We start from the raw sequence: 21,943 nt of genomic DNA, 5'->3' as shown, positions 1-21,943 counted from the left end.
GCGCCTCCTGCCCGCGAGGCGGAGCGTGGAGCCATGCCCGCCTCCTCCACCGGCCCGACCGAGCTCCTCCTCGTCCGTCACGGCGAGAGCCTCGCCAACATCGCGGCGAGCGCCGCCGAGGCCTCGGGGGCGCACGAGATCGCCGTCGACCGCCGCGACCCCGATGTCGAACTCTCCCCCGCCGGCGAGGACCAGGCGCGCGCGCTCGGCCGCTGGCTATCCGAGGAGGCGCGGCCCGCCTCCGCCTGGACGTCGCCCTACCGCCGCGCCTCCGCGACCGCCCGCCTCGCCCTCGGCGAGGCCGGCATCGACCTGCGGCTGCGCCCCGACGAGCGCCTGCGCGACCGCGACCTCGGCGTCACCGACCGCCTCACCTCCGCCGGCGTGCGGGCCCGGATGCCCGAGGAGGCGGCGCGGCGCGAGTGGCTCGGCAAGTTCTACTACCGGCCGCCGGGAGGCGAGGCCTGGACGGACCTCGCGCTCCGCGTCCGCGCCTTCGTCGACCACCTCGCCGTCGCCGCGCCTCCCGGGCCGGCGATCCTCTTCTGCCACGACGCGGTCGTCCTCGTCCTCCGCTACGTCCTCGAGGGCCTCTCCGAGCACGAGCTGCTCGACATCGGCGCCTCGACGCCCGTCGCCAACGGCTCCGTCACACGTCTCGTCCGCGACGGCGATGCGTGGCGCCTCGAGCTCTTCAACCGCACGTCCCACCTCGAGCGCTCCGGCGCCCCCGTCACCCGGCACGACGACCGCGCGGCCGGAGAAGGAGACCCTCATGAGTGACCTCGTCTCCCGCGCCCTGCTCGAGCAGCGCTGGCCCCTCCCGGAGCCCGGAGGCTCGAAGCACTCCCGCGGCGACGTGGTCGTCGTCGGCGGCGCCCGCAAGACGCCCGGCGCCGCGATCCTCGCGGGGATCGCCGCGCTGCGGACCGGCGCGGGTCGCATCACGCTCTGCGTCGCCGAGTCGGTCGCGTCGGCCACCGCGGTCGCGCTGCCGGAGTGCGGAGTGGTCCCGCTCGCGGAGACGCGCACCGGCTCCGTCTCGGGCCGCGGGCTCGACGTCCTGGCCGGCGAACTCTCCTCCGCCGACGTCGCCCTGATCGGACCCGGCCTGGACGACCCGCGCGCGACCGCCGCGACCCTGCGGGCCCTCGCTCCGCTCCTCGACGACGTGCCGGCCGTGCACCTCGACGCCTTCCCGCTCGGGGTCCTGCCCGGGCAGCGCCGTCTCGCGCGGAGGCTCGCGGGCCGGCTCCTGCTGACCCCGAACTCGCAGGAGGCGTCCCGCCTCCTCGGCGAGGAGGTCGACGACGTCGAGCGGGCCGCCCTCGCTGTCGCCGAGCGCTACGGCGCGGTGGTGAGCCTGTTCAACACGATCGCCTCGCCGGACGGCGACGCGGTGCGGATCGAGGGCGAGCACCCCGGGCTGGCCACCGCGGGCAGCGGCGACGTGCTCGCCGGAGCGACGGCGGGCCTGCGCGGGCGCGGCGTCGATCCGATGGGCGCGGCCGCGTGGGGCGCGTTCCTGCACACGGAGGCGGACACGCGCCTCTCCGCACGGATCGGCCCGGCCGGGTACCTTGCGAGCGAGATCCCGGGGGAGTTCCCGCGCGTGCTGGCGGGCTGAGCGGGGCGGGTGCGCTGAGGACGGCAGTCGTTCCGAGGCGGGCCGGCGGTGCGAGCGCCCCGGCCCGGGCCGGCGGCGTGAGCGGCGGCGATCACCGTGACCGCGGCGTCGACCTCAGTGCGCGACGTCGGCGACCGAGAACGCCACTCCCGGCGTGATCAGGATCGAGGTCTCGCGAGGCTCGCCCTCGCCCTGGTTCACCGTGATCCAGCGCGACGCGGAGCCGTCCAGGGCGCGGTCGATGCTCTCGCGCACCTCCGCGGCCGACGTCTCGCTCAGGCTGAACGGCGCTCCGCCGTAGATGATCTCGACGCGCTTCACAGCATGCTCTCCTCGCTCTGACGGGCGGTCCCGTGGGGCTCCTCGCTGATCCGCAGCCCGTGCGCCGTGTGCGAGTCGGCGAGCAGCTGGCGGATCCAGTCCGGGTTGATGTTCGGGGCACGGCCGCCGTGGTACTTGAAGCGCAGCGGGATGGCGGGGTGCAGCCAGATCGAGGTGCGTCCGTCGCCGACCGCCTGCGAGTCCTTCCACGAGAAGTAGAAGGACTCGTTGCGCGCGAGCTTCGAGCCGATCACGATCTGCAGGTGCGCCAGCAGACGGTCGTCGAAGTCGGCCTCGAGGGTCGAGTCGTAGATCAGTCGCCCCATCAGGCGGTTCTCCGTTCGGGAAGTCGCCCGTCCGCGAAGGGTCGGGCGGAGTCGTGAGTGTCGATCCTACCGGCGCCCCGGATGCTCACCAGGAGTCGTCCTCGCCGTGGAAGTGCGGGATCTCGGTGTCGACGGCGGAGAGGGGCCCGGCGCCGCCGTCCTCCTCGGCCACGGGGTGCGAGACGCCCAGACGGGCCGTCTCGCGGGTGAAGCGCTCGACGAGCTCCTCGTCGAGCAGCTCCTCGGCTCCGTCGTCCTCGGACTCCGAGAACAGCTGGCTCGCCGGTCCGATCAGCAGCGCCGCCCGTCCGGGCCGGCCGGACTCCTGGCGGATCGGGATGTCGACCGTGATCGACCCCTTGGTGAGCGCCAGCGCCTCCGCGTAGGCCAGCAGCGACCGCGCGATGGCGGTACCCGTCAGCACGGAGCTGCCGGCGTAGTGGATGCGTTCCATGCCTCCTTCCTACTCCTCGGGCGGCCGCCCGGTCAGCGGTTGCGCGGTCGAGGGAGGGAGCGCTAGCGCCGCGTCGATCCGGCGGTCGAGCGCGTCGCGGACGGCCGGCCACTCGGCCGCGAGGATCGAGTGGACGGCCGTGTCGCGCCACGAGCCGTCGGCCCGCCGCTGGTCGTGGCGGAGCACCCCCTCGAACACGGCGCCGAGGCGGAGGATCGCGGCCCGCGAGCGCGCGTTCACCGCATCCGCCTGGAGCTTCACCCGCTCGTAGCCGCTGTCGAAGGCGAGCCCGAGCACCAGCCGCTTCGCCTCCGGGTTCACGACGGTGCCCCACGTCTCGGGCGCGTAGGCCGTCCAGCCGAGGTGGGCCGCCTCGCGCGTCTCGTCGAAGTCGGCCAGCGAGGTCGTGCCGACGACGCGCCCCTCCTGCAGCACAGCGAACGGCAGGCCCGTGCCCCAGGGGTAGTAGCGGTCGACGAAGGCGCGGAACTCCTCCGGGGTGCCGGGGAGGCCGGCGGGTCCTCCTCCGTAGCCGCCGGCGAACACCTCCGGACGCCCGATCGCCCGCCCGAGCGGCTCGACGTGCTCGGCGGCGAGCGGCTCGAGGACGATCGAGCGGCCGACGAGCGTGACGGGACCGGGGCGGCGGGGACTGCTCATGCGATCAGTGTGGGGCACCGTGCCAGCATGGCTCCATGAGCACCGCCGCGCTGTTCGAGTCCGCCGCCGCCGCCCTCGTCGGCCTGCTCGCGCAGGTGCGGGACGACCAGTGGGAGCAGCCGGGGCTCGGCGTCTGGGACGTCCGCGGCCTCGCGGGCCACGCGTCGCGGGCGGTGCTGACGGTCGAGGCGTACCTCCTCGCTCCGGAGCCGCCCGAGCCGACCATCGAGGACGCGCTCGACTACTACGCCGCGCTGGCCGGGAACGTCGCCGACCCCGCGGCGGTGGCGCGGCGCGGGGTCGAGGCGGGGCTGCTGCTCGGCGACAGGCCGGCTCAGGCGCTGGCGGAGGCGGCGGGCCGCGCGGTCGAGCTGGTCGCCGCCCAGCGTCCCGGCCGCCTCGTCGCCGTGGGCGGCCACGCGATCGAGCTGGACGAGTACCTCCGGACCCGGCTGCTCGAGCTGGTCGTGCACACGCTCGACCTCTCGCGGGCCACCGGGATCCCGCACGTGCTGCCCGGCGAGGCCGTCGAGGCGTGCTGCGCGCTGACCGGCGGGCTGGCCGCTCGAGCCGGACGCGGCGAGGAGCTCCTGCTCGCGCTGAGCGGGCGGGAGCCCCTCGCCGCGGGGTTCTCGGTGGTGTGAGGGCGCCGGCCCTCCGGCTGCGGGTTCTGCGCGGCGCCGGCCCTCGGGGCACCGGGTCCTCCGTGGTGAGGGCGCCGATCCTCGGGCCGCGGGTTCTACGTGGTGCCGGTCCTCAGGCCACGGCGAGAGCGGCGACCGGCGACACCTTCGTGGCGCGGCGGGCGGGCAGCACGGCCGAGACGACCGTGATCACGACACCGACCACGAGCACCGCCACCAGGATCGGCACCGGGACGGTCGGCGGGATCAGTCCGATGCCCGGCAGCGAGCCGAACACCGAGATCGCGCCGCACCAGCCGTAGACGATCCCGAGCACGATGCCGAGCACCGCGGCAGCGATGATCATCTGCGCCGCCTCGAGCACCACCATCGACCGCACCTGCGAGCCGGTGAAGCCGAGCGCGCGGAGCAGGCCCAGCTCGCGCCGGCGCTGCAGCACGCTGAGCGACAGCGTGTTGACCATCCCGACGGCGGCCAGGACGACCGAGAAGCCGAGCAGGACGCTCATCACCGCGGTGCTCACCTGGATGAACTGCTCGAACGCCGCGATCACCTCGGGATTCGTCTCACCCGAGCGCTCCATGATCGTGCCGAAGGTGGCGGCGGCGACCGCGAACATCGTGACCAGCGACACTCCGATGACCAGTCCGATGACGGCGCGGGCGCTGCGCGCCGGATTGCGGACGGCGTTGGCGGACGCCAGGCGGGCGACGGGGCCCCGGCCGAAGGCGCGGCCCACGAGGGCCGTGAGCGGAGGGAGCAGGACGGGCGCCCCGAGGATCACGCCGGTGAAGGACGCCATGCCTCCGACGAGCCCGAGCAGGACGCCGCCGGGGTTGGCCAGCCCGAACACCACGCCGCCGGCGAGCAGCAGCGCGCCGACCACGACGAAGACGATCGCCGTGACGTTGCGGGCGATGCGGCCGCGCAGCTCCTCGTAGCGGGGCTCGGCGGACGATCCGGCGGCCTGCGACGGCGCGACCGCGAGCACGCGGCGCGATCCGGACCACGAGGCGATGACCGTCGAGGCGACCACGGCGATCAGCGGCAGCACGAGGCCGGGCGAGACGAGCGGGTAGTCGAAGCGGGGCAGGGTGCCGCTCCGGATGGCGAGCTCCGCGGCGAGCGCCACGAGAGCGACGCCGGCGACCAGGCCGATCGCCGCTCCGAGGAGCCCCTGCAGGAGGCCCGTGCGGACGATCCCGCTGCGCAGCGACCGGCCGGAGGCGCCGAGCAGGCGCAGCAGGGCGATCTCGCGGGTGCGCCCGGCGATGACGGTCGAGACCGCGTTGGCCGTGACGATCCCGCCGACGAACACCGCGATGCCGAAGAAGACGGCGCCGACCATCCCGAGCATGAGGGCGACCTGGCCGATGCCGTCGATCCCCGCTGCCGCGAAGGCCGCGACCATGTCGGCGATGACCTGCACCAGCACGGCGCCGAACGCCGCGGCGAGTGCGGCGACGGTGACGATGGCGCCCCCGCCCTGGCTCGAGCCCGTGCGCACGCCGCTCACGCCGCGCCCTCCATCGTGAGCATCGCGCGCGAGATCTCCTCGGCGCTCATCCCGCGGCGGTCGTCGACGACGGCCCCGTCGCGGAGGAAGACGATGCGGTCGGCGTAGGCCGCCGCGATCGGGTCGTGGGTCACCATGGCGATCGACTGGCCGTACTCGCGGGTGGAGGCCCGGAGCAGGCTGAGGACCTCGCGGCCGGTGCGCGAGTCCAGGTTGCCGGTGGGCTCGTCGGCGAAGATCAGCTGCGGCCGGGTGGCGAGGGCGCGGGCGATCGCCACGCGCTGCTGCTGCCCGCCCGAGAGCTCGTGGGGCCGGTGCGTGAGGCGCTCGCGGAGCCCGAGGGACTCGATCAGCCGGGCGATCCACTGCTCCTCGTCGCCGGTCACGGAGCGGCCGTCGAGCTCGAACGGGAGGCGGATGTTTCCGCGCACGTCGAGCGTGGGGACGAGGTTGAAGGCCTGGAAGACGAAGCCGACGCTGCGGCGGCGCAGCACGGTCAGCTCGGCGTCGCTCATCGAGGTGATCTCGGCGTCCCCGAGGAACACGCGGCCGGAGGAGGCGGTGTCGAGGCCGGCGAGGACGTGCATGAGCGTCGACTTGCCGGATCCGCTGGGGCCCATCACGGCGGTGAACTCGCCCCGCTCGATCGAGAGCGTGACGTCGTCGAGGGCGACGACGGGCGGCGTGCTGCCGTAGAGCTTGCGCACGCCCTCGACGCGCGCCACGACGGAGGAGGTCTGGTTCTGCATGTCCTCGACGCTACGGAGGCACCCGTGTCGCCGGCGTCGTCCGCAGTGGCTCGCGGCGTCATCCCTCCGGCGGACCCGCGGTGGTCCCGCGGTGGTCCTGCGGTGGTCCTGCGGGGTCAGCGGGGCCGGAGCCCCGCCCGGCGGAGGGCGAGGGCCGCCAGCGCGGCGGTGACGGCGGGGTCACCGGTCCGCCAGCCCGCGGCGGCCTCCGGGTGCGCGGCGAGGATGTCGCGGGGGGACGCCTGGGTGAGCGCGCGCAGGGCCAGCAGCTCGGTTCCGCCGCCGGTCGAGCCGAGGGCGCGCAGCTCGGCGGTCCGGCGGGCGAAGCGGAGCCGGGGCCGGAGCCAGAGCACGGCCAGGAGCAGGAGGGGGAGGCCCCCGACGGCGAGCCCGGCGACCACGGCCAGGGCGCTCGCGAGCTGCTGCTGGTCGCGTCCGGCGGCGGCGAGCACGGAGCCGGCCCCGCTCGCCTCGTCGAACGGCGCGCGCACGGCGTCGCCGAGCAGGGGGATGCCGCCGAGGGTGGTCCCGGCGTCGCTCATGGTCGAGCCGAAGCCGCTGCCGGCGCTCTCGAGCCGCCGGCCGATCTCGGCCAGGCCGGCGATCAGCGAGCCGACCGCGATCCCCGCGGCGATCGCCACGACGGCCACGCCGAGAGCGAGGGCGTCGGCCAGGATCTGCCGCGCGCGGACGGCCGGGAGGTCGGCGTAGATCTGCATGCGCCGATTATCCGGCGCGCTCGGCGGCGGTCGTGTCCACACCGGAGGAAGAATTCGTCGAGAGGGCCCGGGATCCGCGTCACTCCGCGAGGTCCCCGACGTTCTTCCTCGGTTATGAACACGTCGGCCGCCTCCGAGAGGGCTGCCCGACCCGGCTCCTCGCCGCTTCTAGTCGAGCAGGTCGTGCAGCACGACGACCTGCTCGCGCTCCGGGCCGACGCCGATCGCCGAGAACCGGGCGCCGCTCATCGCCTCGAGCGCGCGCACGTAGTCCTGCGCGGTCTGCGGCAGGTCCGAGAACTCGCGGCAGCCGGAGATGTCCTCCTGCCAGCCGGGGAACTCCTCGTAGATCGGCTTCGCGTGGTGGAAGTCGCTCTGCGAGACCGGGACCTCGTCGTGGCGCACGCCGTCGACGTCGTAGGCGACGCAGACGGGGATGGTCTCGAGGCCCGAGAGCACGTCGAGCTTGGTGAGGACGAAGTCGGTGACCCCGTTGATCCGCGCCGAGTAGCGGGCGATCGGGGCGTCGTACCAGCCGCAACGGCGCGGGCGGCCGGTCGTGGTGCCGAACTCGAAGCCCTGCCGGCGGAGGTACTCGCCCCACTCGTCGAAGAGCTCGGTCGGGAACGGGCCGGCGCCGACACGGGTCGTGTACGCCTTGATGACCGCGATGACGCGGTCGATGCGGTTCGGCGCGACTCCGGACCCGGTGGCCGCTCCACCCGAGGTCGCGTTGGAGGAGGTGACGAACGGGTACGTGCCGTGGTCGACGTCGAGCATCGTGGCCTGACCGGCCTCGAACAGCACCGTTTTGCCCGCGTCGAGCGCCTGCGAGAGGACCAGCGACGTGTCGGCGACCATCGGGCGCAGGCGCTCGGTGTACTGCAGCAGGTCCTCCAGCACCTGCTCGACCAGGATCGCGCGGCGGTTGTAGACCTTCACCAGCAGGTGGTTCTTCTGGTCGAGGGCGCCCTCGACCTTCTGGCGGAGGATGTTCTCATCGAAGAGGTCCTGGATGCGGATGCCGACGCGGTTGATCTTGTCGGCGTACGCCGGGCCGATGCCGCGGCCGGTGGTGCCGATCTGGCGCTTGCCGAGGAAGCGCTCCGTCACCTTGTCGAGGGTGCGGTGGTAGCTGGTGATGACGTGCGCGTTGGCGCTGACGAGCAGCTTCGACACGTCGACGCCGCGGGCGCTCAGCGCCTCGAGCTCGTGGAACAGCACCTCGATGTCGACGACGACGCCGTTCGCGATGACCGGGACGACGCCCGGGGTGAGGATGCCGGAGGGGAGCAGGTGCAGGGCGTACTTCTCGTCGCCAACGACGACGGTGTGCCCGGCGTTGTTGCCGCCGTTGAACTTCACGACGTAGTCGACGCGGCTGCCGAGGAGGTCGGTGGCGCGTCCCTTGCCCTCGTCGCCCCACTGGGCGCCGGTGATGACGATTGCTGGCATGGCGTGTCCTTCTCGACGGGAGGGGCGGGGGTGGGCGGGTGCGGCGCGGCAGTCGTGCCGCCTCCGCGCGACCAGCCGATCGATTCTAGCGGAGGGGCCGGAGGACGGCTCCAGCGCGCGGGGGCGGCACCGCGGACTCCCCCGGCTCCGGGCCGGCACCGCGGACGCATCGCCGAGCAATGCTCTCGATCCCGTCATGCGCAGTTCACACGCGGCGCATAGATTCGAGGACGTTCACACTCCACTCATCACGCGAACAGGACCACGATGCGCAGACTCCGCGCCGCAAGCCTCCTCGCCGTCGTCGCACTCGGAGCCGCCACCGCCGCTCCGATCGCCTCGGCCGCCCCTCTCGACGACGGCGTCGAGCTCACCCTGGTGTCGACGACCGACACGCACGGGCACGTCTACGACTGGGACTACTTCGCGAACGCGCCGTACCCGGCCGACGGTGCGCTCGGCCTCACCCGCGTCGCGACCGAGGTCGACCGCCTCCGCGCCGAGAAGGGCGAGGAGTCCGTGCTCGTCATGGACAACGGCGACGCGATCCAGGGCACGCCGCTCACCTACTACTACGGCCTCGGCGACGGCGCCGCAGGCGTCCTCTCCGGCGAGACGACGCACCCGATGGCCACCGCGTTCAACACCATCGGCTACGACGCGCAGGTCGTCGGCAACCACGAGTACAACTACGGGCTCGACATGCTCAGCGCGTACGAGGGCGACCTGAACGCCCCGCTGCTGGGCGCGAACGTCGTCGACGTCGCCACCGGCAAGCCGTACCACGACCCCTACACGCTGATCGAGCGCGAGATCGACGGGAAGACGGTCACCGTCGGCGTCCTCGGCCTCGTCACCCCCGGCGTCCGCGTCTGGGACAAGCAGTACGTCGACGGCGTCCTCGAGTTCCAGGACATGGTCGCCGCCGCGAAGCAGTGGGTCCCGATCGTGCAGGAGCAGGCGGACGTGGTCGTCGTCCTCGCGCACACCGGCCAGGGCACGGTGCCCGACGCCGAGTACGACGCCGCCGACCTCAACGAGGACGTCGTCAACAACATCGCGACGCAGGTCCCCGGCATCGACGTGGTCGTCGCCGGCCACAGCCACAAGGACCTGCCGCAGACGCTGTTCACCAACGTCGCCGGCGAGCAGGTGCTGGTCACGCAGCCCGAGTTCTGGGCGCAGGGCCTCACCGAGGTCACCCTGAACCTGGTGCCGGACGCCGCGGGCGGCCTCGAGGTCGACTGGTCGGCCGGGAACGCACCCGTCACGCAGCCCGTCTACGCGAAGGACATCGCCGAGGAGTCGCCCGCACTGGTCGACGCCCTCACCGAGCAGCACGCCGCCACGATCGAGTACGTGAACACCCCCGTCGCCGACTCGGTCGAGGAGCTCTCGGCCGCGACCTCGCGCTACGAGGACACCCCGATCATCGACTTCATCAACACCGTCCAGGCCGAGACCGTCGAGACGGCGCTCGAGGGCACCGAGTGGGCGGACCTGCCGGTGATCTCCCAGGCGTCGCCGTTCTCGCGCACCGCCGTCTTCCCGAAGGGGCAGGTCAGCATCCGCGACATCGCGGGCCTGTACATCTACGAGAACACCCTCCGCGGAGTGGAGCTGACCGGAGCCGAGGTGCGCGACTACCTCGAGTTCTCGGCCCGCTACTTCGTGCAGACCGCCGAGGGCGCCGTGTTCGACCCCGAGACCGGCACCAACGCGACGACCGAGGACCGCCCCGACGGCATCCCGGACTACAACTACGACGCGATCTCGGGCCTGGACTACGTGATCGACGTCTCCCAGCCCGCCGGCTCGCGGATCCGCGGTCTCGCCCACGCCGACGGCACCCCGGTCGCCGACGACGAGCGCTTCGTGATGGCGGTCAACAACTACCGCCAGAGCGGCGGAGGCGCCTACCCGGCCGTCGCGCAGGCACCGCTCGTCTACGACGAGCGTCTCGAGATCCGCCAGCTCCTCATCGACTGGTCGACCGCCCGCGGCGTGATCGACCAGGCCGACTTCTACGACCCCAACTGGTCGCTGACGACGGAGCCCGCCGCCGAGGTCCCGGTCACCCCGGCGCCGACCGAGCCCGGCACCCCGACGGAGCAGCCCACCACCGCTCCGTCGCCGCACCCCACCACCACGGCGGCCCCCGTCGCGGGAGGCTCCGGCCCGGGCTCGCTCGCGAACACCGGCGCCGACGCGGCCGGCCTGATCGGCGGAGCCCTCGTGCTGCTGCTGTCGGGTCTCGCGCTGGTCGTCGCGCGACGCCGCCTCGCGGCATAGCCGAGCAGGGCACGGGCGGCGGTCGGCGGGGTCTCCCGCCGGCCGCCGTTCGTCGTTCCGGAGGATCGCGGGACGATCGGGCCGCGGACCGGCGGCTCAGTCCCCGCGGCGTCGCGACCGGCGGGCCCGCCAGGCCGAGAACGCCCCGGTCGACCAGAGCGCCCAGACCACCAGCAGGGGCTGGAAGACGAGCCGCACCGCGCGCGCCGCGTCCGTCTCGAGGCCGAACGCCGGCGTCCGCGTCACCAGCTGCGAGATGTTCCCCGGGAAGACCGCGACGAAGAACGCGGCCACCACGACTCCCACGAGCACGCGCCACCGCACGAGCACGACGAGCGCGAGCCCGAGCGCGATCTCGACGACGCCCGACGCGACGACCACCAGGTCCGGGTCGGCCGGCAGCCACGGCGGGACCTGCGCCTGGAAGGCCTGACGCGCGACCGTCAGGTGCGCCGTGCCGGCCGTGACGAGCACCAGGCCCAGGAGGATCCGGGCGAGAGTGCGCGGAACGGAGCGGCGTCCTCCGTCGGGCGCTGTGGCGGCGGTCATGCCCCCAGTCTGCGCTCGGAGCCCGCTCGCGCCGACCGCGCGCGCGTTCCGGCGGCGCCCCGTATCCTCGTTACCGCCCCGTCCGCAGACCGTGAAACGAGTTCCATGAGCACCCTGCCCCGCCTGATGGCCTTCGACCTCGACGACACCCTCGCCGCCTCGAAGTCCCCCGTCGACCCGGCGATGGCCGACCTCTTCGTGAAGCTGCTCCAGGCCACCGAGGTGTGCATCATCTCGGGCGGCCAGATCGGCCAGTTCCGGATGCAGGTGCTCGACCGCCTCGAGGGCGCCGACCCCGAGGTGCTCGCGAAGCTGCACCTCATGCCCACCTGCGGCACGCAGTACTACCGGTACGAGAACGGCGACTGGGCGCAGATCTACGCCGAGAACCTCACCGAGGACGAGAAGTCGCGCGCGCTCGCCGCCGTCGAGGAGAAGGCGAAGGAGCTCGGCTACTGGGAGTCCGAGACCTGGGGCCCGATCCTCGAGGACCGCGACTCGCAGATCACCTTCTCGGCCCTCGGCCAGTCCGCGCCCGTCGAGGTCAAGCAGGCCTGGGACCCGGACGGCGAGAAGAAGAACACCCTCCGCGAGGCGGTGCAGGCCGTGCTCCCCGACCTCGAGGTCCGCTCCGGCGGCTCGACGTCGGTCGACATCACCCGCAAGGGCATCGACAAGGCGTACGGGATGAACAAGCTCACCGAGCTCACCGGCATCCCTCTCGACGACATGATCTTCGTCGGCGACCGCCTCGACCCCGACGGCAACGACTACCCCGTCAAGGCGATGGGCGTCGAGTGCTTCGCCGTCGAGGGCTGGCACGACACCGCCGCGTACCTCCGCTCCTACGGCCTGTAGCCGCTCCGCGCGCGACGTTCCGGGATCCCCTGCTGCGGCGGGGGATTGCGTGCATCCGGGGCCATCGCACGCCCCGGACGTGGTGCGTCGCCGGGCGTCCTGCGTCCAGCCGCCGTCAGGCGTCGGAGCCCCCTCGCGGGTCCTGTGCACCCGCGCGTCCAGGCGCTGCGCAGGCGGGCACCGTCAGGCGTCCGGTGCTCCGTCGGGGCCTCGGGCGCAGCGCGTCCAGGCTCGGCCAGTTCGGGCCCTGCGCGTCCCGGCCGCTGTCAGACGTCCTCGTTCAGCGATCCGGACGCCGTGCCGTCGAGGGCGAGGCGGAGCCGTTTCGGCAGGTTCGCGACCACGATCGCGTGCGACTCCTCGATGAGCTCGAGCACCAGCTCGGGCTCCACGGTCCCGCCGGCGTCGACGGTGACCCAGTGCTTCTTGTTCAGGTGGTAGCCGGGCTCGATCCCGTCGACCCCCGCGACCAGGTGCACCACGTTCTCGGGCAGCGCCTTCACGCTCACGACCGGCCGCCCGAACCGCTCCGACTCGAGCGCGAACACCTTCCCCGCGACCTTCCACACCCGGATCCCCTCCCCGAACGGGAACCCCGCCTCCGCTCCCGGAAGCCCCTCGAGAAGCCGCTCCACCGCCCCGCCGTCCATCCCCCCATCCTGCCGCAGCCCTCTCGCGCCGCCTAGATCACCCGCCACCCGAGGCCGGCCTCGCGCCGAACGCACGTCCGACACCCCAGCGCCCGAGGCGGCTCGTGCCGAAGGCACGGCCCGACCCTCCAGCACCCGCACCACGCTCGTGCCGCAACCACGGCCCGACTCCTCCACCCCGACCCGGCTCGCGCCGCAGGCGCGGCCCCCGTACTCCCCCCGACCAGGCTCGTGCCGCAGGCACGGCCCCCGCACTCCCGCGCGAGCAGGCTCGTGCCGCAGGCACGGCGCCCACCCCACCAGCACAGGGCTAGGCGGCGTCCGGGTGCGGTTCTGGCAAGGCGGAGGAGGAAGCCGTAGCGGCGCTACGGCGCCCGACGACAACGCCGCCAGAACCGCACCCGGGCGGCGCCTAGTCGTTGCCGAGGATGATGATGGCGGCGGTAGGGGGTAACGCGTCCTCGTGGTACCGCTCGATCTCCTCGATGGCGATCGGGTCGGCCTGCTGGAGGAACTGGGTGAGGCGGGTGACCTCCTCGGTCTCGCCGATGGAGTCGGCGGCGCGGCGGAGGGCGTAGAGGGAGAGCAGGAATCCGCGGTTGGGTCCGTGGCGCCAGGGGATGGGGCCCTGGCCGCGCCAGCCGGCTCCGCGGAGGAGGTCGAGGCCGCGGTGGTAGCCGACGCGGGCGTAGGCGTAGGAGGGGAGGGCCGCGTCGATGCCCCAGACGCTGTCGGCGAGGAGTGCCCAGGCCAGCGGGGAGCGCGGGTGGGCGGCGGCGAGGGCGGCGAATTCGACGGCTCCCGGGTTCGCGTGCTTCGCGAGGGCCGCGGTGACCGCGGGCTCGTCGGGGAGGAGGGTCGGTTCGGGGCCCAGCAGGTTCTCGCCACTCATGCCTCCCAGGCTATCCCGCTCGCGGCTGTGCGGGTCCGGGGTCCGGCCGTCCGGCGCACGACGGTCGTCCCTCCACAGGGGCGTCAGCGGAGGGAGCCGGGCGGTTCGCCGGTCGTCGCCGTCGTGCGCGGGGGTGCCGCCGATAGCATCGACCCATGGCGACGAACCGCAGTGAAGTCGAGGCCTGGCTCACGGACATGGACGGCGTGCTGGTGCACGAGAACAAGGCGCTCCCCGGCGCGCCCGAGCTGATCCAGGAGTGGACCGATTCGGGCACGCCGTTCCTGGTGCTGACGAACAACTCGATCTTCACGCCGCGGGATCTGGCGGCGCGGCTGCGCGGGTCGGGGCTGCACGTGCCGGAGGAGCGGATCTGGACGAGCGCTCTGGCGACGGCGGACTTCTGCGCGTCGCAGAAGCCGGGCGGGAGCGCGTTCGTGATCGGCGAGGCGGGGATCACCACCGCGCTGCACGAGGCGGGCTTCATCATGACGGAGACGGCGCCGGACTACGTGGTCGTGGGCGAGACCCGCAATTACAGCTTCGAGGCGATCACGAAGGCGATCCGCCTGATCGTCGCGGGTGCGCGCTTCATCGTCACCAATCCCGATGCGACGGGGCCGAGCGCCGAGGGCGTGCTCCCGGCGACGGGGGCGATCGCGGCGCTCATCACGAAGGCGACGGGCAAGGATCCGTACGTCGTCGGCAAGCCGAACCCGATGATGTTCCGCTCGGCGATGAACAAGATCGGCGCGCACAGCGAGAACACCGGGATGATCGGCGACCGGATGGACACCGACATCGTCGCGGGCATCGAGGCGGGCCTGCACACCGTGCTGGTGCTGACGGGGATCAGCGACGAGGCCGAGATCGAGCGCTATCCGTTCCGCCCGGACGAGGTGCTGAGCGGGGTGCACGAGCTCCTGTCGTCGGAGCCGCTGGAGACGGAGTTCCCGCCGGATTCGGCGGTCTGAGTCCCGGCGGCCCGGCAGCGGGTCGGGCGCCGCTTCCTGACACGGCACCGCGGCTCGCGGGGGTCAGAAGCGGACGTGCTGCAGCACCCAGGCGTGCATCGCGACGGCTGCCGCCGCCGAGGCGTTGATCGACCGGGTCGAGCCGAACTGCGTGATCTCGAGCACGGCCTCCGAGGCGGCGATCGCCTCCTCCGAGAGGCCGGGTCCCTCCTGCCCGAACAGCAGGAGGCAGCGCTCGGGGAGCCGGTAGGTCTCGAGCGGCACGCAGCCGGGGACGTTGTCGACGGCGAGGAGGGGCACGTCCGCCTCCGCGGCCCACTGCACGAGGTCGGCCACCGTCTCGTGGTGCTGGACGTGCTGGTAGCGGTCGGTGACCATCGCGCCGCGCTTGTTCCACCGCCGCCGGCCGACGATGTGGACGCCCTCCGCGCCGAACGCGTTCGCGCTGCGGACGATCGAGCCGATGTTCATGTCGTGCTGCCAGTTCTCGATCGCGACGTGGAACGGGTGCCGCGTGCGGTCGAGCTCCGCGACGATCGCGTCCATCCGCCAGTAGCGGAAGCGGTCGACCACGTTGCGCGCGTCGCCACGCTCCAGCAGCTCCGGGTCGAGGCGGTCGTCCTCGGGCCGCTCGCCCTGCCAGGGGCCGACGCCGTTCGTGGTGAGCTCCACGGAGGCGGTGGGTCCGGTCGCGGGGGTCGCCTCGTTCTCCTGCACGACGAGCGATCCTACTGGGCGCTCCGCGGCTCGGCCGGGTGCACCGGGCCGGTGCCCGGCGGCGTCCCCCGAAGCCTGAGGGACGGCGCGCGTCAGGCCGCGGGAGTGCCGGCGAGGGAGCCGGTCAGTTCGCCGCCGCCCGCCCGGTCGACGAAGCAGTAGTAGCTGCGCTCGCCCGCGTCCCACTGCTCCTGGGTGACGGGGAACGCACCGGCGACCTGCACGTCGCCGTAGGTCTCGGCCGCGGCGACGTCCACGACGCCCTGCGCCTGGCAGAGCGAGGAGACGGTGACGGCCAGGGCGTCCTGGCCGGGGAACGCCGCGTCGGTCAGCTCCGCGGTGGAGACGAGCTGGGCGGAGTGGGCCCCCGCGCAGTCCACGACGGTGAACTCCTCCGCCCAGACGGAGTCGAAGGGCTCGACGCACTCGCCGCCGAGGAGCGCGCTCCAGGCCCAGGTGCCGACGGGCAGCGGTCCGACGGTCGGGAGGGTCGCGGTCGGCGTGGGCGAGGGGTTCGGCTCCGCCGTGGGCGTCTCGCTGACGACCGGGACGGCCTGCGGCTCTGCTCGGCCGCCGGCGCTCCCGACGGCGATGCCGATCGCGAAGAGCCCGGCGAGGAGGATCACCGCACCCGCCGCGATCAGGCCGATCAGGAGCCGGCGTCGGCTGAGCGTGCGCCACGCGGGCGCTGGGGCGGGCGCCGAGTCGCGCTCGCGGCTCTCGGGTCGGGACCGGGCGGAGCGGCGCTTCCGCGGCGGAGCGGCGTTGACGTGGGCGGCCGCGGGAGCGGTGCGGAAGGGCGCGGGCTCGGCGCGGTCGGCGGGCTCGGCGGCCGGCTCGAGGTTCCACGAGTAGGCGCCGGCGGTCTCGCGCCACAGCTCCTCGTCGCCGCCGTCCTCGTCGGGCTCGTCCTGCGGAGCGACGACCTGCTCCCACACGGGCGGCTGGTCCCAGTCCCCGCGCGGGTCGGGCCACTCGTAGACGGCGGGCGGAGTCGGCTCGCGCGGAGTCGGCGGGGTCGCGCCGACCGGGCGTCCGTCAGCGGGGTAAAGGGCGCCGGAGCGGTCCGCCGGGTCGACGTCGGCCGAGGATCCGGCATCGGGCTCATCGTCCGGCCGGTGGGCGCTGCGGAGTCCGGCGGGGGCGGTCGGCAGGTCGGCGGGAGGGTCGGTGTGCGGCAGGACCGGGCGCACGGAGTCCGCCCCGCGGCGGTGCACCTCGGTGCGGCCGGCATCGGCGGAGGCGTCGGAGCCGGAGCCGTCGGCGTTGTCGTCGCGGAGGGGGGCGAAGAACGCGTCGAAGGCGTCCTCGTCGGACACGTCCGCGTCGGAGGCACTCGTGTCGCGGGCAGTCGTCCCACCGGCACCCGTCTCTCGGGCACCCGTCTCGCTGGCACTCGCCTCACGGGCACCCGTCTCGGGCGCTCCCATGGCGCGGGCTCCCGTGTCAGGGGCTCCCGTGTCAGGGCCCGGAGAGCTCCGTCCCTCGGCGGGGACGCCGTCGCGGCCGGAGGAGCGCTCCGGCTCCGCGACCGTTCCGCGGTCGGCGTCGGCGTCCTGCTCCTCCACCGGAGCGGAGTCGTCCGCGGGGTTCGGGAGGTCGCCGCCGGCCTCCTCGGCGGCGGGCGTCGCACTCAGCACGGGCTCCCCCGGCCACAGGCCGACCGGAGCGGCAGGGGCACGGCGCGGCGCAGCGTCGGAGTCGGAGTCGCCCGAGGACGGTCCGGCCGCGTCGGCAGAGGAGGCCGACTCACTCGCAACGCTCCGCTCCTCCGTTGACGCGTGGGCCTCGTCGGCTGCGGACTCAGCAGGACCGGACGTCCGCTCCGCGCGCGACTCCTCCACGGGAGGGACGGGGCGGGGCGAATCGAAGATGCTCTTCAGGCGGCCGCCGCTGAGCTGCTGCAGCAGCCACTCGCTGCTGCCGACGGGACGCTCCGGCTCGGGTCGCTCCGGCTCGGCACGCTCCGGCTCGGAGGTCTCCGATCCGGCAGGCTCCGGCTCGTGGCCCTCCGGCTCGCGGCCCTCGGACCCGCGGCGCTCCGGCTCCGGGTGCTCGCCGCCTCCCGGGCCCCCGCCGCGTCCCCCCTCGTCGACCATCAGCTCAGGCCGAGGTCGGCCAGACCGATCGCGGCGAAGTACGGGTAACCGGCGTCCTCGATGATCTCGCGGGCCCCGGTCGCGCGGTCGACGACGACGGCGACTCCTGCGATCTCGGCGCCGACCTTCAGCAGGGCCTCGATCGCCTTCAGCGGCGAGCCGCCGGTGGTGGACGTGTCCTCGACGACGACGACGCGCTTGCCCTCGAGGTCGGGGCCCTCGACCTGCCGGCCGCGGCCGTGGTCCTTGGGCTCCTTGCGCACGACGAACGCGTCGTAGGCGAGACCGCGGGCGGCGCCCTGATGGAGGATCGCGGCGGCGATCGGGTCGGCTCCCATGGTGAGGCCGCCGACGGCGTCGACGCGCTCGATGGGCGCGATGAGGTCGAGCATGACCTGCCCGATCAGCGGCGCGACGCGGTGGTCCAGGCTCACGCGGCGCAGGTCGACGTAGTACGACGCCTTCTTGCCGCTCGTGAGGGTGAAGTCCCCGTGGAAGACGGCGTCGGAGCCGATGTACTCGATGAGCTGCTGGCGTGCGTCGGTCACGCGCCTACTCTACGGGGCGACCCCTCCCCCGCTCGGGAGCGCGCCCGCTGCGGCGTGCTCTCCCGCCTCGTCGCCTCCTCCGCGGAACTGTGTCATGTAGAGCTCGTAGTAGGCGCCGCGCTGCTTCAGGAGCGCCTCGTGCGCGCCCTGCTCGACGATCCGGCCCGACTCCATCACCAGGATGGTGTCGGCGTCGCGGATCGTGGAGAGCCGGTGCGCGATGACGAACGAGGTCCGGTCGGTGCGCAGCGCGTTCATCGCGTGCTGCACGAGCAGCTCCGTGCGGGTGTCGACCGAGGAGGTGGCCTCGTCGAGGATCAGCAGCGACGGGTTCGCGAGGAACGCGCGCGCGATCGTGATCAGCTGCCGCTCGCCCGCCGAGACGCTGCCGCCGTCGGCGTCCAGCACCGTGTCGTAGCCGTCGGGCAGCTGGCGCACGAAGCGGTCGACCATGGTGGCCTTCGCCGCGTCGACGATCTCCTCGTCGGTCGCGTCCAGGCGCCCGTAGCGGATGTTCTCGCGGATGGTGCCCTGGAAGAGCCACGCGTCCTGCAGCACCATGCCCACGCGCGAGCGCAGATCGCCGCGCGCGAGGCTCGTGATGTCGACGCCGTCGAGCAGGATGCGCCCTCCGGTGAGCTCGTAGAAGCGCATGACCAGGTTGACCAGCGTGGTCTTCCCCGCCCCGGTCGGACCGACGATGGCGACCGTCTGCCCGGGCTGCGCCGAGAAGGTCAGGTCCTCGATCAGCGGCTGCTCCGGGTCGTACGAGAACGAGACGCCCTCGAACTCCACGTGGCCGTCGGTGCGCTGCGGGAGCGACGCGGTCGCCGTCTCCGGCTCCTGCTCCTCGGCGTCGAGAAGCTCGAACGTGCGCTCGGCCGAGGCGACGCCGGACTGCAGCATGTTCGCCATGCTCGCCAGCTGGGTCACCGGCTGGGTGAACTCGCGCGAGTACTGGATGAACGCGGTCGCGTCGCCGAGCGTCAGCTGACCTGAGGCGACCCGCAGGCCGCCGACCACGGCGATGAGCACGTAGGAGAGGTAGGAGACGAAGGTCATCGCGGGCATGATCATGCCCGAGACGAACTGGGCGCCGAACGAGGCGGTGTAGAGGCTGTCGTTGCGGCGGTCGAACTCCTCGAGCATCTCGCGGTCGCGGCCGAAGGCGCGGACGATCTCGAGCCCGGAGAAGGTCTCCTCGATGTGGCCGTTGAGCGCGCCCGTGTTCTTCCACTGGGCGGCGAAGAGCTTCTGGGAGCGGGCGCCGATCACGCCCGCGATCACGCCCGAGAGCGGGATCGAGATCAGCGCGATCAGCGCGAGCTGCCACGAGACGATGAACATCATCGCGGCGATGCCGATGATGGTGAGCACCGACTGCACCAGCTGCGAGAAGGCCTGCTGCAGCGCCGTCTGGATGTTGTCGACGTCGTTCGTGACGCGCGACATCACGTCGCCGCGCTGCCGGGTGTCGAAGAAGCGCAGCGGGAGGCGGTTGAGCTTCGCCTCGATGTCCTGACGGAGGCCGAAGACCACCCGCATCACGAGGCCGTTGAGGATGTAGCCCTGCGCCCACATGAGCACCGACGCGACGACGTACATCAGCAGCACGATGATGATCAGGCGGCCGAGGACCACGAAGTCGATGCCCGCGCCGGGCACGATGTCGGTCTTGGCCAGCATGTCGGCGAAGGTGCCGTTGCCCGAGGCGCGCTGCTGCTCGATGATCTGCTCGAGCGGGACGCCGGCGGGGAGCTGGGAGCCGATCACGCCGTTGAAGATCGTGTCCATCGCCTGCCCGAGGATCTTGGGCGCGATGACGGTGAGGACGACCGACAGCGAGACCAGGGCGACCACGAGGACCATCCGGGCGCGCTCGGGGCCGAGCAGCGAGAAGAGGCGCTTGGCCGAGGGCCAGAAGTTCTGCGCCTTGCGGGCGGGCGGCCCGTCCCCGAACATGCCGCCGTCGCCCTCGCCGGGCTCGAACTCGGGCTCGGGGGACGTCGTCTCCTCGGGGGCGGTGGAGTCGCGTGTGCGCGCCATCTCAGGACACTCCTTCGACGCTCAGCTGGGATTCGACGATCTCGCGGTAGGTCGCGTTCGTCTCGAGGAGCTCGTCGTGCGTGCCGCGGCCGACGACGCGGCCCGCGTCGAGCACGACGATCTGGTCGGCGTGGCGGATGGTCGACACCCGCTGGGCCACGATGATCACGGTCGCGTCGGTGGTGGCGTCGGCCAGCGACTCCCGCAGCCGCGCATCGGTCGCGACGTCGAGCGCCGAGAACGAGTCGTCGAACAGGTAGACCCGCGGCTTCGCGACGAGGGCCCGCGCGATGCAGAGCCGCTGGCGCTGCCCGCCGGAGACGTTGGTGCCGCCCTGCGAGACCGGCTCGTCGAGCCCGTGCTCCTTGCTCCGCACGAAGTCCTCGCCCTGGGCGATGCGCAGCGCCTCCCACAGCTCGGCGTCCGTCGCGTCGGGGCGGCCGAAGCGCAGGTTCGAGGCGATCGTCCCCGAGAAGAGGTAGGGGCGCTGGGGCACGAGCCCGATCACCTCGGCGAGCTGCGCCCGGTCGAGGGAGGAGACGGGCACGCCGTCGATCGTGACGGTGCCCTCCTGCGGGTCGAACAGGCGCGGCACGAGGCCGAGCAGGGTCGTCTTGCCGGCGCCGGTGGAGCCGACGACGGCCGTGGTGCGGCCCGGCTCCGCGACGATGTCGATGCCCGAGAGCACGGGGCGCTCGGCGCCCGGGTAGCCGAAGACGACTCCGGAGAACTCGACGCGGCCGCGCGCGGGCGTCGGGGCTCCGCCCTGGGGCGTGGTGAGGCTGGTGCGGGCGTCGAGCACCTGCTGGATCCGCTCGGCGCAGACGACCGCGCGCGGGATCATCATCACCATGAAGACGCCCATCATCACGGCGGTGAGGATCTGGAGGAGGTACTGCAGGAACGCGGTGAGCGAGCCCACCTGCATCTGACCGGCGTCGACCCGCTGCCCGCCGAACCACAGCACGGCCGCGGTGGCCAGGTGCAGGATCATCATGATCGCGGGGAACATCAGCACGAAGATGTTGCCGACCTTGATCGACACCTCGGTGATCGCCGCGTTGGCCTTGCGGTACCGCTCGGACTCGAACGGCTCGCGCACGAAGGCGCGCACCACGCGGATGCCCGTGATCTGCTCGCGCAGCACGCTGTTGATCCCGTCGATCCGGTCCTGCATGAGGCGGAACAGCGGCAGCAGCAGGAACACCAGGAAGCCGACCACGACGAACAGCAGCGGCACCGACACCCAGACCAGCCAGGAGAGGCCGGCGTCCTCGCGCAGGGCGAAGACGATGCCGCCGACGCACATGATCGGCGCGGAGACCATGAAGTTGAGGGTCATCAGCACGAGCATCTGCACCTGCTGCACGTCGTTCGTGCCGCGGGTGATCAGGGTGGCCGTGCCGAAGCCGCCGACCTCGAGCCCGCTGAGCGAGTCGACGCGGCGGTAGACGTCGCGGCGCAGGTCGCGGCCGACGGACATGGCGGTGCGGGCGCCGAAGTAGACGGCTCCGATCGCCGCGGCGACCTGCACGACGCAGACGCCGAGCATGGTCATGCCGGTGCCCCAGATGAAGTCGGTGTCGCCGCGGCCGATGCCCTGGTCGATGATCTCGGCGTTGAGGCTCGGCAGGTAGAGCGCGGCGAGCGTCGCGACGAGCTGCAGCACGACGACGGCGGCCACCCAGCGCGCGTAGGGCTTCGCGTAGGCGGAGGCGAGGCGGAGCAGGATCATGGGTCCTCCGGAGGGGCGGTCGCAGGGCGGTCGGTCGCAGGGCGTGCCGTCGCGGGTCGGGCGGCGGGGCGGGAGGCGCCGGCCGAGGCGGCCTGGGCCCGCGCGCGCTTCT

22 protein-coding genes are annotated in these 21,943 nt (G+C 73.2%); 6 read left to right on the top strand and 16 right to left on the bottom strand.

Features of this window, described 5'->3' with window-relative positions; genetic code table 11:
- Positions 1-33: 33 nt before the first annotated feature.
- Positions 34-783 carry a histidine phosphatase family protein gene (locus C5C69_RS12885; RefSeq protein WP_104258046.1) on the top strand — a complete coding sequence of 250 codons (750 nt, stop codon included), beginning with the start codon at positions 34-36 and terminating at the stop codon, positions 781-783.
- A complete protein-coding gene (locus C5C69_RS12880; protein ID WP_104258045.1) occupies positions 776-1,627 on the top strand; it encodes an NAD(P)H-hydrate dehydratase in 852 nt (283 codons plus the stop codon). Before C5C69_RS12885 ends, C5C69_RS12880 begins: the two co-directional genes overlap by 8 nt.
- Before the next feature lie 114 nt (positions 1,628-1,741).
- Here the strand turns inward: C5C69_RS12880 and C5C69_RS12875 are convergent, their stop codons facing one another.
- The 4 genes from C5C69_RS12875 to C5C69_RS12860 form a co-directional block, all read right to left on the bottom strand.
- Positions 1,742-1,948: a hypothetical protein gene (locus C5C69_RS12875; RefSeq protein ID WP_104222775.1), complete on the bottom strand. Its 207-nt coding sequence runs from the start codon at positions 1,946-1,948 to the stop codon at positions 1,742-1,744.
- Positions 1,945-2,274, bottom strand: a complete 330-nt coding sequence (locus C5C69_RS12870; protein WP_104222776.1) for an ATP-dependent DNA ligase — start codon at positions 2,272-2,274, stop codon at positions 1,945-1,947. Before C5C69_RS12870 ends, C5C69_RS12875 begins: the two co-directional genes overlap by 4 nt.
- Positions 2,275-2,359: 85 nt before the next feature.
- Positions 2,360-2,728: a hypothetical protein gene (locus C5C69_RS12865; RefSeq protein WP_104222777.1), complete on the bottom strand. Its 369-nt coding sequence runs from the start codon at positions 2,726-2,728 to the stop codon at positions 2,360-2,362.
- 9 nt (positions 2,729-2,737) lie between these two features.
- Positions 2,738-3,388 carry a GNAT family N-acetyltransferase gene (locus C5C69_RS12860; protein WP_104258044.1) on the bottom strand — a complete coding sequence of 217 codons (651 nt, stop codon included), beginning with the start codon at positions 3,386-3,388 and terminating at the stop codon, positions 2,738-2,740.
- Between the two features lie 35 nt (positions 3,389-3,423).
- Between C5C69_RS12860 and C5C69_RS12855 the strand changes: the two genes are divergently transcribed.
- Positions 3,424-4,032, top strand: coding sequence for a maleylpyruvate isomerase N-terminal domain-containing protein (locus C5C69_RS12855; RefSeq protein WP_104234280.1), 609 nt, complete (start codon positions 3,424-3,426; stop codon positions 4,030-4,032).
- A 112-nt stretch (positions 4,033-4,144) separates the two neighbouring features.
- On the opposite strand, the gene C5C69_RS12850 is transcribed toward C5C69_RS12855, so the two are convergent.
- The 4 genes from C5C69_RS12850 to C5C69_RS12835 all read right to left on the bottom strand — a co-directional run bounded on the left by C5C69_RS12850 (position 4,145) and on the right by C5C69_RS12835 (position 8,471).
- Positions 4,145-5,548 carry an FtsX-like permease family protein gene (locus tag C5C69_RS12850; protein WP_104258043.1) on the bottom strand — a complete coding sequence of 468 codons (1,404 nt, stop codon included), beginning with the start codon at positions 5,546-5,548 and terminating at the stop codon, positions 4,145-4,147.
- Complete coding sequence (locus tag C5C69_RS12845) at positions 5,545-6,297, bottom strand: ABC transporter ATP-binding protein (protein ID WP_104222781.1); 753 nt, start codon at positions 6,295-6,297, stop codon at positions 5,545-5,547. The genes C5C69_RS12850 and C5C69_RS12845 overlap by 4 nt, the downstream gene beginning before the upstream one ends.
- Before the next feature lie 116 nt (positions 6,298-6,413).
- Entirely contained in the window at positions 6,414-7,016 is a 603-nt protein-coding gene (locus tag C5C69_RS12840) for a hypothetical protein (protein ID WP_104225708.1), read from the bottom strand.
- A gap of 168 nt (positions 7,017-7,184) precedes the next feature.
- A complete protein-coding gene (locus tag C5C69_RS12835) occupies positions 7,185-8,471 on the bottom strand; it encodes an adenylosuccinate synthase (protein ID WP_104250676.1) in 1,287 nt (428 codons plus the stop codon).
- A 267-nt stretch (positions 8,472-8,738) separates the two neighbouring features.
- Between C5C69_RS12835 and C5C69_RS12830 the strand changes: the two genes are divergently transcribed.
- A complete protein-coding gene (locus C5C69_RS12830; protein WP_104258042.1) occupies positions 8,739-10,763 on the top strand; it encodes a bifunctional UDP-sugar hydrolase/5'-nucleotidase in 2,025 nt (674 codons plus the stop codon).
- Between the two features lie 96 nt (positions 10,764-10,859).
- Here the strand turns inward: C5C69_RS12830 and C5C69_RS12825 are convergent, their stop codons facing one another.
- Positions 10,860-11,312: a DoxX family membrane protein gene (locus C5C69_RS12825; RefSeq protein ID WP_104258041.1), complete on the bottom strand. Its 453-nt coding sequence runs from the start codon at positions 11,310-11,312 to the stop codon at positions 10,860-10,862.
- A 105-nt stretch (positions 11,313-11,417) separates the two neighbouring features.
- On the opposite strand from C5C69_RS12825, the gene C5C69_RS12820 reads away from it, so the two are divergent.
- Positions 11,418-12,170 (top strand): HAD-IIB family hydrolase, encoded by a 753-nt coding sequence (locus C5C69_RS12820; protein WP_104222786.1) that lies wholly within the window; start codon positions 11,418-11,420, stop codon positions 12,168-12,170.
- A gap of 266 nt (positions 12,171-12,436) precedes the next feature.
- Here C5C69_RS12820 and C5C69_RS12815 read toward each other — a convergent pair whose 3' ends face one another.
- Both C5C69_RS12815 and C5C69_RS12810 read right to left on the bottom strand, forming a co-directional pair.
- A complete protein-coding gene (locus tag C5C69_RS12815; protein ID WP_104258040.1) occupies positions 12,437-12,820 on the bottom strand; it encodes an MmcQ/YjbR family DNA-binding protein in 384 nt (127 codons plus the stop codon).
- Between the two features lie 412 nt (positions 12,821-13,232).
- A complete protein-coding gene (locus C5C69_RS12810; protein WP_104234388.1) occupies positions 13,233-13,712 on the bottom strand; it encodes a DUF3151 domain-containing protein in 480 nt (159 codons plus the stop codon).
- Positions 13,713-13,867: 155 nt separating this feature from the next.
- Here C5C69_RS12810 and C5C69_RS12805 point away from each other — a divergent pair, with 155 nt between their 5' ends.
- Positions 13,868-14,686, top strand: coding sequence for an HAD-IIA family hydrolase (locus C5C69_RS12805; RefSeq protein ID WP_104258039.1), 819 nt, complete (start codon positions 13,868-13,870; stop codon positions 14,684-14,686).
- A gap of 63 nt (positions 14,687-14,749) precedes the next feature.
- Here C5C69_RS12805 and C5C69_RS12800 read toward each other — a convergent pair whose 3' ends face one another.
- The 5 genes from C5C69_RS12800 to C5C69_RS12780 form a co-directional block, all read right to left on the bottom strand.
- Positions 14,750-15,403, bottom strand: coding sequence for a TrmH family RNA methyltransferase (locus C5C69_RS12800; protein WP_104225722.1), 654 nt, complete (start codon positions 15,401-15,403; stop codon positions 14,750-14,752).
- 92 nt (positions 15,404-15,495) lie between these two features.
- A complete protein-coding gene (locus C5C69_RS12795) occupies positions 15,496-17,043 on the bottom strand; it encodes a septum formation family protein (protein ID WP_146083629.1) in 1,548 nt (515 codons plus the stop codon).
- A 458-nt stretch (positions 17,044-17,501) separates the two neighbouring features.
- The gene (gene pyrE, locus C5C69_RS12790; RefSeq protein WP_104222804.1) at positions 17,502-18,050 is read right to left on the bottom strand and encodes an orotate phosphoribosyltransferase; all 549 of its coding nucleotides are present in this window, start codon (positions 18,048-18,050) and stop codon (positions 17,502-17,504) included.
- 9 nt (positions 18,051-18,059) lie between these two features.
- The gene (locus tag C5C69_RS12785) at positions 18,060-20,096 is read right to left on the bottom strand and encodes an ABC transporter ATP-binding protein (protein WP_104258037.1); all 2,037 of its coding nucleotides are present in this window, start codon (positions 20,094-20,096) and stop codon (positions 18,060-18,062) included.
- Between the two features lies 1 nt (position 20,097).
- Entirely contained in the window at positions 20,098-21,831 is a 1,734-nt protein-coding gene (locus C5C69_RS12780; protein WP_104258036.1) for an ABC transporter ATP-binding protein, read from the bottom strand.
- Positions 21,832-21,943 lie beyond the last annotated feature (112 nt).

The organism is Rathayibacter sp. AY1C7 (assembly GCF_002931865.1).
Taxonomy (GTDB): Bacteria; Actinomycetota; Actinomycetes; order Actinomycetales; family Microbacteriaceae; genus Rathayibacter.
Note: the sequence above shows the minus strand (reverse complement) of the source record. Positions and strands in the feature narration are given on the sequence as shown.